The organism is Paratractidigestivibacter sp., from assembly GCF_052362415.1.
Classification (GTDB): Bacteria; Actinomycetota; Coriobacteriia; order Coriobacteriales; family Atopobiaceae; genus Paratractidigestivibacter.
The window spans coordinates 3,233-13,190 of sequence record NZ_DAWEMK010000046.1; the positions used below are offsets into that span (position 1 = coordinate 3,233).

The window sequence follows — 9,958 nt, forward strand, 5'->3', positions numbered from 1 at the left end:
GGGCACGCCGCCGACGGTGAGGGCGGCGGAGGCGGCCATGACGCAGATGGTGTCGACGGGGTTCACCTGGTCGGCGACGAGCGTCGTGGCGACGACCTGGACCTCGTTGCGGAAGCCGGCCGGGAAGGACGGGCGCAGCGGGCGGTCGATCATGCGGGCGGTGAGGGTGGCCTTCTCGGAAGGACGCGCCTCGCGCTTGAGGTAGCCGCCCGGGATGCGGCCCACGGCGTACATCTTCTCGATGAAGTCGACCGTCAGGGGGAAGAAGTCGTAGTCCTTGCGCTCCTTGGACACAACGGCGGTCAGAAGGACCGTGGACTCGCCGCTGCGCACGAGGACGGCGCCGGTGGCCTGCTTAGCGAGCTCGCCGGTCTCCAGGGCGTAGTGCTTGCCGTAGAGTTCGAACTCATGGGTGACTTTAGCCATATCTATTTCCCTTATCTCCGCCAGCCCCTTTGCCGGCGGGCCATCTTGCGGGGCCCTTCCCCGCTGCGCAGCCCGGGCTCTTCCCGGGATACACGACAAGGGGCGCCCGCAGGCGCCCCCGTTTTGGTGAATCTGTGCGACTTACTGGATGTTGTCGCGGATACCGAGGCTCTTGATGAGGTTACGGTAGTTCTCGATGTCGTTCTTCTTGATGTAGGAAAGAAGACGACGACGCTTACCGACGAGCATGAGGAGGCCGCGGCGGGTGTGGAAGTCCTTCTGGTGGGACTTCATGTGCTCGGTGAGCTCCTTGATACGGGCGGAGAGGATGGCGACCTGGACCTCGGCGGAACCGGTGTCGGTGTCGGACTTGCCGTACTTCTTGACGAGCTCGGCCTTCTGCTCCTTGGTGATCATGCTTGATCCACCTTTCTGTGATTCGCCCCTGACCGGGTTCGCCGTCGGTGGGAACGGGCAACCAGGTGCGGGGTACCAACAAACCTTACGTAGGTTACCACATCGGCGCCCCGCGCCACGCGACGCACACAAATCCACCCACCAACACTGGAAGCTGCACGCAATGACTGTCACCGGCTGTTGGTCAGTTGAACTTGACGACCTTCTGGGCGACGCGGTAGCCGCCGATGGTGATCTTCTCGCCCACCTTGCCGGGGAGGTTGGTGGCGAGGCCGACGACGCCGTGCTTGGCGCGGCGGTACATGCGCGGGTCGTAGGCCTTGAGCTCGTCCCAGAGCTTCTGGAGCTCGTCCATGGCGTCCTCGCGGTCGGACAGCTTGGAGAAGACCGAGCAGATGGCCATGATGATGGTGAAGTAGTTCATCATGTAGCTGCGCAGCTTCGCACAGGTGATGTCGTCGTAGACGTGGTAGGCCTGCATCATCACGCGGGCGACGCGCCAGTAGTGGTCGACGCGGCTCGTGAGGACCTTCTCGTTGACGGACTGGTCCTCACGCCCGATGTAGTAGCGGTAGAGATCCACGTCGAGGTAATAGATGCTGTGGCACAGCGGGAACGGCACGTAGGCGTAGATGTTGTCCACGTAGAACGTGTGGGGCGGCATCTGGAGGTTCGCTGCGCGCAGGGTCTCGGTGCGGTACGTGAGCGCGTGCATGAGCAGGTACTGGCTCATCTTGAAGTGGCCGATCTGCGACCAGTCGAAGACCTTGTTGCGCGGAAGGACGTGGCGGTAGTCCACGACGTTGCGCGTGTTGTCCTCGACGTGCTCGTAGACGTAGTTGGTGATGACGAGGTCGACCTTCTCGTCCATGCTGATGAAGCGCCTGAGCTGCGCGAGAAGCGCCTGCAGCGCCTCGGCGTCGGCCCAGTCGTCGGAGTCGATGTTCTTGAAGTACGCGCCGTCGGCGTTCGCCACAGCCTTCATGACGGCGACGCCGTGGCCGCCGTTCTGCTGGTGGACGGCCTTGATGAGCTCGGGGTAGCGCGCCTGCCACTCGTCGGCCTTGGCCGGGGTGTCGTCCTTGGCGCTGCCGTCGTCGACGATCACGATCTGCACGTCGTCGGCGTAGCTCGACCCCTCGAGGATCGAGAGGATGCACTTGTCCATGTACTCGGCCGAGTTGTAGCACGGGATGCCGAAGGTGATGGTCTTGCTCGTGGATGCCATGGGTCACGTCCTTATGAACATAGAAGGGGGCGGGTCGCTCAGGGCCCGCCCCCAGGACTCGGAGCTGCGCGCTAGTTGTGCTGGGAGATAAGCTCGTCGGAAAGGTCGAGCGCGGATGCCACGACGCCGTCCATGTCGTAGTAGCGGTACTCGGCGAGGCGGCCGACGCAGTGGAAGTTGAGCGCGCCGGAGACGCGGTCGCGGTACTTCTTGTAGAGCTCGGTGTTCGCGTCCTCGAGGATGGCGTAGTAGGGAGTCTCGCCGGAGCCGGGGGTGTAGGCCTTGGAGTACTCCTTCATGATCGTGGTCTTGCCGGGGACGACCTGGCCCGTCATGTTCTTGAACTCGGTGATGCGCGTGAAGTCCTCGCTCGTGGTGTAGTTGACGGTACCCACGGGCTGGAACTGGTCCTGGTCGAGGGTCTCAAAGACCATGTCGAGCGTGCGGTACGGCAGCGCGCCGAGATCGAGGCCGAAGAGCTCGTCCAAGGGGCCGGTGTAGATGACCTCGCCGGCGTAGGGCTTGCCGCCCACGAGGACGGAGCCGGAGGTGACCTGGAGCACGTCGCGGGCGTCGACGTCGACGAAGACGTTGATCAGGTCGTGGTCGAGCATGTGCTCGAAGAGCTTGGTGTAGCCCTCGGCCGGCATGCCCTGGAAGGGGGCGCCGGGGAAGTAGCGGTCGTCGTCGCCGACGAAGACGGGCACGCGACCGGTGATCGACGGGTCGATCTGGTCGGGGGTCTGGCCCCACTGCTTCATCGTGTAGTGAAGGAAGACGTTCTCGAACACGTAGTCCGCGACCTCGACGAGCTCGGGGTCGTTCTTCTCGCGGAGCTCCATGATAGGGACCTTCTTGTTCTCGCCGAAGGTCGCCACGAGCTTCTGGTAGAGGCGCTCGCCCTTATCGTCGCCGAAGGCGAGCTTCAGGGACTTGTGGTTAAAGGGGACGGGCATCAGGGTGCCGTGGATGTTGGCGAGAACCTTGTGCTGGTAGTCGGTCCACTCCGTGAAGCGCGAGAGGAACTGGTTCACGCGCTCGTTGGTGGTGTGGTAGATGTGCGGGCCGTACTTGTGGACGAGGATGCCGGCCTCGTCCTCGTAGTCGTAGGCGTTGCCCGCGATGTGCTCGCGGCGCTCGAGGATCGCGACCTTCATGCCGCAGGCCTCCGCGAGGCGGCGCGCGCAGACGCAGCCCGCGTAGCCGCAGCCGACGACGAGGGCGTCATAGGATTCCGCGTTGAAGCCCGCGCCGAGACCGCTCTGGATGTTCATGTGGTTCCTCTCAGGAAGGGTACAGTCCTGGCGCCCGCGCCAGTGGCGAGAAAATCGTTGTCCTCTCGCCGTAATGTCCGAACGATTCTAGCACCAAGAACCTATAATGTTCGAGCTTGCCCCGCCGAGCGGCCCTATGACCACGAAATGTGGGGTGCAGCAGGAACCGATAGAGCAGATTTTGTGGAGGAGATCGTACATGAGCGAGTTCCTTGACCGCATGAAGGCGGCCGCCAAGTCCGACAAGAAGACCATCGTCCTGCCCGAGGGCGAGGATCCCCGCACCATCGAGGCCGCGAAGAAGATCGTCGACGAGGGCCTCGCGAACCTCGTCATCCTCGGCGACCCGGCGACCATCGACGTCGAGGGCGTGACCGTCATCGACCCGCGCAGCTCCGACAAGAAGCAGGCCTACGCCGAGGCCTTCGCCGAGCTCCGCAAGAAGAAGGGCGTGACCCTACCCGAGGCCCTCGAGCAGATGAACGACGCCACCTACTTCGGCACCATGATGGTCAAGATGGGCGACGCCGACGGCCTCGTGTCCGGCGCGTGCCACTCCACCGCCAACACCCTGCGCCCCGCGCTGCAGATCCTGAAGACCGCCCCCGGCACCAAGCTCGTCTCGGCCTTCTTCATCATGTGCACCAAAACCCCGCAGTACGGCGCCGACGGCACCCTGCTGTTCGCCGACTGCGGCCTGAACATCGACCCGAATGCCGACGAGCTCTCCGAGATCGCGCTTGCCTCCGCCGAGTCCTGGAAGGCCTTCATGCCCGGCACCGAGCCGAAGGTCGCCATGCTCTCGTTCTCGACCATGGGCTCCGCCAAGGGCGACGTCCCCGCTAAGGTCCAGGAGGCCGTGAAGCTCGCCAACGAGAAGAACCCCGAGCTCGCCCTCGACGGCGACCTCCAGCTCGACGCCGCGCTCGTCCAGTCCGTCGCCGACCTCAAGGCCCCGGGCTCCGCGGTCGCCGGCAACGCCAACATCCTCGTCTTCCCTGACCTTGAGGCCGGCAACATCGGCTACAAGCTCGTCCAGCGCTTCGGCGGCGCCGACGCCTACGGCCCGATCCTGCAGGGCATCGCCAAGCCCGTCAACGACCTCTCGCGCGGCTGCTCCGCCGACGACATCGTGGGCGTCGTGGCGATCACCGCGGTCCAGGCCCAGATGGCGGAGTAAAAAACAAGATCGTCGTGGTTGTGGCCCCTTGCCCTTTATTCGCTGCTCAGCGCTCGGGGCTTCGCCCCTCGCTCGCATTGCTCGCGATTCGCGCGAATAAAGGGCGAGAGGCCCGACTCGCAGGTATTTGACTCCCGGTACGAAAGAAAGGGGCCCAGGCCTTATGGTCTGAGCCCCTTTCTTGTGAGCAAACGCAGGATCAACTGTGAAGGGACAAATAGGACTCTGCAGCTGTGCCTCACAGTACATAGCTATAGCACAGTGCAAACAAGCTAAAGGCAACCACCGCCGAGAGACGCCGAGAACGGTTGCCCTTCCCCGTTCAACCTGCAAGACGGTTGTTGATAGCTAACAACCTGATCGCCCGAGTTGCCGATAGGCAACGCTGCCAAAAACGAAAACGGTTGGTAATCCCGCCAGCCGCAATCCCGCTGCCAAGAGGCAGCGCAGACGGTTATCCCAAGAGCCGCGCACGGTTCCCACGGCCGTCAAGAGGCGGCGAGCACACCACAACCGAGAGCAAAGCCGGCAATTGCTGCCCGCAAAGAGACTCTTGCCAGCCATCAACCGCCCCTCGCAAGAAAGAACTATTCTGCCTCCCCCGCCCAGCGGCCCAGGGCCGCTACGTGCCGTCGCCCACCAAACAAGGGGCATCCGCGCTTGCGTTACCAGGGTTGCCCGCGCCGTCTCGCGTCGTCCCTGGGCAGCTGGCGGGGGCAGACAGCCCGAAGCAACCAACCGGTCACCGTCAGCCACCGGTTGCAGCGATCTTTGCGCCGACGCAAGCGAGGGCGCCGCAGCCGCAGCAGACGCACCAGCAAGCCCGCCGGGCGCCGCCGAGACCACCACGCACAGAAGCCCACCGGGGCGGCGCTCAGCCCTCGTCAAGCTCCTTAAGCCTCAGCAAGCAGCGATCGACGAAACCACACTCGACGTACGCCCGCATGCAGCCGTCGCAGAAGCGGTCTCCGCGTACACACCATGTAATGCAAGCCCTCACTAGGTCGAGGCCAGCGTGTTCTACATCGCACGAGTCGATGCCGTTCTCGGTATCGACCCCGTAGCGCTTGAGAGTCTCGAAGTAGTCCGTGTCGGCGAACCCGTCGAGGGCGTAGAAGTCCTCGATGAAGTCGTCCATGCCGAGGGTCCCGCCGCCGAGCTCCACGCCCAGCTCCCTCCCGGCGAGCGTGCCGGCGTACTTGGTCAGTTTCTCGTACTGTTCACGCGCTTCTCGAGCAGGGCCTTGTTGCCCAGCGCCTCGAGGTTCGCGCGCTTGGAAAGCGGGTCCAGGTTGCCCTCGGCGTCGCGGTTGGAGAGGAACCACACGCTCACGAGATAGGACCACATGCCGTTGGGCGCGTAGTTCAGCACGAAGAGCCTGCGCAGGACCCGGTCGCTGAAGCCCTCCTGCGCGTCGACCTTGTGCCAGAAGCCCAGGAGCGCCTCCAGGTCGCCGAGCGTGCCCTCCTCCTTGAGCATGGCGTAGCCGTCCGCGCCGAAGAAGTCGCGCAGAGACGCGGTGGTGGTGCCGCGGATGCCGAGCCTCGCGCGGCGGTAGTACATGTAGCGCGTGAAGAGCTCGTCCATGGGCGTGCCGCGCATGGGGCGGAAGATGGCGTTGGCGCCGGCCTCGAGCACCTTCCAGCGGCGGATGAACTCGTCCTTGCGGCCCTCGTCGGAGTAGTGCTTGTAGAACTGGCTCTTGAAGATGTCGGCGTCCGAGAGCGGGAGTCCACGGTCGTTCAGGGTGGAGAAGATGCGCAGCGCAGTGTCCTGCGACTCTGCCTCAATGGGCAGCAGGATCACGTTGTTGATGACGCGCGTGGCCATGTAGACGGTGTAGGTGGGCCATTCGCTCACCAGCTGCTCGATCTTTTTCTGGAAGTAGGCGAAGTTGCGGGCGAAGGCGCTCTTCCAGCCGGCGCCCACGTGGCCCTCGCGCAAGATCTCGAGGAACTCGCCCTTGTCGTTGTCCGAGGCCACCTCGGAGTCGATCTTGAAGCGCTCCATGTCGGGCTCGTCGAACTCGTCCGTCTTCCACACACAGCGGGCGATGGCCTCGCGCATCTTCACAGACTGCTTATCCTTCATATTGGCGAACTTGTCGTAGAAGGCACGCAGCAGGAGCATGATGGTGGTGAGGCGCTGCTGGCCGTCGATGATCTCCAGCTGACCGGAGGTAGATAGAAGCACTTTGACCGTTGCGGAATTGATAACGAGAAAGGCCTAATCTGGCCCAACCAGAAAGGCCATATCGACTGGGGGTTTACCCTACCGAGGGCTTGGCTTCACGAGCGCCGGCATTCTCACCGACGCTTTTGCTCGCCGTCGCTTCGTCTCCCCACACCAGCACATCCGGTACTCCCAGGGCAGCAACAGCCCGGCTGAGACCTCCTTCATGTCGCGATCCTTCTCGACCTCGGTGTCCTGGATGATGGAATCGTCGAACTGGATCGAGATATCCCCCTACTCAGGCACACGCTCGCCCATAGCGTGCGCAGATGCCAGCACAGCATACGACACGTCCACGATCGGGCGCTGCAGGCCGATCTCATGCTTCTTGACGTTCCTCATGAGCGCCGAGTTGTCGGGCGAAACCTCCGTAGCGGTGCGCACATACCCGACCTTATCGATGTCGGAGCTGTCAATACCCAAGCCGCGGAGATCGCCGAGCACCTGCAGCGCGAGCCTCAGCACGGGGCTCTGAGCCTCGGTGCGCAGCCCGAGAGCCGAGCAAAGAAGGGACGTCGCCGTAGCGGACCTGCCCAGTGGATAACCGCAGCGAGGCACCTACTCGCGCGGATGCGAAGCCAAGTGCGCCAACGTGCGCAGGACGATCGCCGCGTTGAAGGGCTTGGCCAGGTGGGCGTCCATGCCGGCCTCGAGGCAGGCCTTGCGGTCGCGCTTGAAGGCGTTCGCGGTGAGGGCGATAATCGGGATGCGGCGGGCATAGTTGGTTCCGACGGCGCGCACGGCGCGGGCGGACTCGATGCCCGTCATCTTGGGCATCTGCATGTCCATGAGGATCGCGTCGTAGTAGCCGTCCGGGCTCGCGGAGAACATCGCCTGGGCCACGAAGCCGTCCACAGCCCGCTCGCAAGTGACGCCAGCCACGCCGAGCAGCGTCGACTCGAGCTCGTAGTTAAGGTCGTTGTCCTCGGCGATGAGGACCCGCAAGCCGCAGCAGACTTCCTTTGCCTCCTCGAGGGAGAGCTCCTCGGCGGGCGCCTCGGGCTTCTTCGTTTCCGAAGGCCCCGCGATCGGGAAGTCGAAGGTCACGGTGAAGCGCGTGCCCTCCCCCACCTCGCTCTGGCACGTGATGGTGCCGCCCATGAGGTCGACGACCTCCTTGACGATGGAGAGGCCGAGGCCGCTTCCGCGGATCGCGCTCACGCGGGTGTCGTGCTCGCGCTCGAAGCGGTTGTACATGCGCTGCATGAACTCCGGGCTCATGCCGCGGCCGGTGTCGCTCACCTTGGCGACGAGCCGCGCGCAGCCTTTGCGCGTCGAGGCCCCCTCGAACATCTCGAGCTCCACGCGGCCGTCCAGGGGCGTGTACTTAGAGGCGTTGGACAGCAGGTTCATGACAACCTGGCGCAGGCGCAGGGGGTCGAAGACGAGCACATCGTGCTGGACGTCGTGGAGGTCGAGCTTGGTGATCCTGATGTCGTTCTCGCCCTTGAGCTCGCTTAGGCGCTCGAGGGAGCCGAAGAACTCACGCACGCTCGTCGGCTCGGCGTGGAGGTCCATGGCGCCCTTCTCGATGCGGGCGATCTCGAGCACGTCGTTGACGATCTGCGTGAGGAGCTTGCAGCCCTCGGACACGCGCTCGAGGTCCTCGGAGAGCTTGGCGGGGTCGCCCGCGTCCTTCTTCGCGAGCTCGTTGAAACCCTGGATGGCGTTCATCGGGGTGCGGATGTCGTGCGCCATGCGCGAGAGGAAGTCGGTCTTCGCCTCGTTGGCGGCGCGCTCGCTCTGCGCGATGATGGTGAGCTTCTCTTCCCGGCGACGGGCGTCGCTGATCGAGCTCGTGACGAGAAGCACGTGGGTGAGCGTGCCCGCGTCGTCGCGGCGTCTGGCGATGAAGCGGGCCGTGTGCCAGTTGCCGTCGCGAATGAGGTACTCGATGGCTATGTTCTCGCAGCTAGCGAGGCGCGCGGGGAGCGTCTGGAGGTTGAAGAAGGTGATGACGGCTTCCTGGTAGTCGTCATCGACGAGCGCCTCGGCGAGCTCGAGCAGCTTTTTCGACGCCCGTCCCGCGTCGCCCGTGAGCCGGTGCGCGTCGCCGTAGCTGGAGATCTCCTCGTAGAAGTCCTCGGACAGGTCGATGTGATAGATCATGAAGTAGATCTTCGAGATTGCCGAGAGGATCTCGTTCGAGAGGCGCTGCTCCTGCAGCAGCACCTTGAGGCGCGCCTCGCGAATGCGCTCCTCCTCGACGATGGGGTCGATGTAGCGGAAGCCCAAAAGCACGCGTCGGGAGGCGTCGTCGCCTGCGAGCGGCACGATCTGCCCCTCAAAGAAGCGATGGCCCGCCTTGTTCGGGAAGGCCTCGTAGCGGAAGGTCGTGCGCTCCCCGCCCGCGACGGCGGCGCCGAGGCTTACGAGCGAGATCGCGGAGGTCAGCGCCGCACGCTCCTTCTGGGGGATGAAGGACTGGATGTAGCGGGCGGCGACGTCGGCCCAGTCAACGCGCGCGGTAGCGGAGCCGCCCAGGAGCACGGAAGCGTTGGTGTCCTGCCCCACCTTCATGACCTCGGCCATGCCGGTGTCCAAATCGATGATGTAGACCGCGGTGAAGTCGGCGGTCAGGCTCTCCAGCACGCGGCGGACGCGGTAGAGCGAGGCGAGGAGCCCGTCGCCGCTGGCCTCTGATTCATTTACGGAAGCATTACCCATAGATTAAGCACCTCTTGTCATCGGATACCCATTCTACGGGTGGCACAATGCCGGCGGAAGTGTTGTTCAGACGATTGGTAAAAGCATTACAAAGAAGCTCCCGGCGCGAGGGCCGGGGGCTTGAGCTTGGCTTTGTTGGGCAGGGCGCTATCGCGCGCAGGTTCTAGCCCAACGGGTGCGGGCCGGCGGCGCGGCCCTCGTCGGACATCGACTGGAGGCGCTTCTCGGCGTTCTCGACGAACATGCAGGCGAGATTCTCGGCGGTGGCGGCGTAGGCCTCGGGGCTCGCCCAGGTCTTTTTCGGGTCGAGCAGCTCGTCGGGCACGCCGGGGCAGCTCGTGGGGACCTGGAGGTTGAAACGCTCGTCGTGGACGAACTCGCAGTCGTCGATGACGCCGGACTGGGCGGCCTCGACCATCTTGCGCGTGTACTTGAGCTTGATGCGGCTGCCGGTGCCGTAGGAGCCGCCGGTCCAGCCGGTGTTGATCAGGTAGACGCGGGTGCCGCCGTGCTCGATCTTCTCGCCGAGCATCT

9 protein-coding genes and 1 pseudogene are annotated in these 9,958 nt (G+C 64.3%); 1 reads left to right on the forward strand and 9 read right to left on the reverse strand.

The window, feature by feature from the left end; all coding sequences use genetic code 11:
* The 4 genes and pseudogenes from ACT84W_RS06100 to glf all read right to left on the reverse strand — a co-directional run.
* A pseudogene (locus ACT84W_RS06100) lies at positions 1-426 on the reverse strand (polyribonucleotide nucleotidyltransferase); the annotation flags it as partial.
* A 141-nt stretch (positions 427-567) separates the two neighbouring features.
* Positions 568-843, reverse strand: coding sequence for a 30S ribosomal protein S15 (rpsO, locus tag ACT84W_RS06105; RefSeq protein WP_417575358.1), 276 nt, complete (start codon positions 841-843; stop codon positions 568-570).
* A 184-nt stretch (positions 844-1,027) separates the two neighbouring features.
* Complete coding sequence (locus ACT84W_RS06110) at positions 1,028-2,071, reverse strand: glycosyltransferase family 2 protein (protein ID WP_444328575.1); 1,044 nt, start codon at positions 2,069-2,071, stop codon at positions 1,028-1,030.
* Positions 2,072-2,142: 71 nt separating this feature from the next.
* Complete coding sequence (gene glf / locus ACT84W_RS06115; RefSeq protein WP_432290513.1) at positions 2,143-3,345, reverse strand: UDP-galactopyranose mutase; 1,203 nt, start codon at positions 3,343-3,345, stop codon at positions 2,143-2,145.
* Positions 3,346-3,544: 199 nt separating this feature from the next.
* On the opposite strand from glf, the gene pta reads away from it, so the two are divergent.
* On the forward strand, positions 3,545-4,525 hold the full coding sequence (gene pta / locus ACT84W_RS06120) for a phosphate acetyltransferase (RefSeq protein ID WP_417575361.1): 981 nt from the start codon (positions 3,545-3,547) through the stop codon (positions 4,523-4,525).
* 874 nt (positions 4,526-5,399) lie between these two features.
* On the opposite strand, the gene ACT84W_RS06125 is transcribed toward pta, so the two are convergent.
* The 5 genes from ACT84W_RS06125 to ACT84W_RS06145 form a co-directional block, all read right to left on the reverse strand.
* Positions 5,400-5,690: a DUF6508 domain-containing protein gene (locus ACT84W_RS06125; RefSeq protein WP_444328576.1), complete on the reverse strand. Its 291-nt coding sequence runs from the start codon at positions 5,688-5,690 to the stop codon at positions 5,400-5,402.
* A gap of 38 nt (positions 5,691-5,728) precedes the next feature.
* Positions 5,729-6,718, reverse strand: a complete 990-nt coding sequence (locus ACT84W_RS06130) for a DUF262 domain-containing protein (RefSeq protein WP_444328577.1) — start codon at positions 6,716-6,718, stop codon at positions 5,729-5,731.
* Between the two features lie 273 nt (positions 6,719-6,991).
* Positions 6,992-7,222, reverse strand: a complete 231-nt coding sequence (locus ACT84W_RS06135; RefSeq protein WP_444328578.1) for a hypothetical protein — start codon at positions 7,220-7,222, stop codon at positions 6,992-6,994.
* Between the two features lie 93 nt (positions 7,223-7,315).
* Positions 7,316-9,424 (reverse strand): hybrid sensor histidine kinase/response regulator, encoded by a 2,109-nt coding sequence (locus ACT84W_RS06140; protein WP_444328579.1) that lies wholly within the window; start codon positions 9,422-9,424, stop codon positions 7,316-7,318.
* Positions 9,425-9,587: 163 nt separating this feature from the next.
* A partial coding sequence (locus ACT84W_RS06145; RefSeq protein ID WP_444328580.1) for a phosphoenolpyruvate carboxykinase (ATP) occupies positions 9,588-9,958 on the reverse strand: 371 nt, incomplete at its 5' end.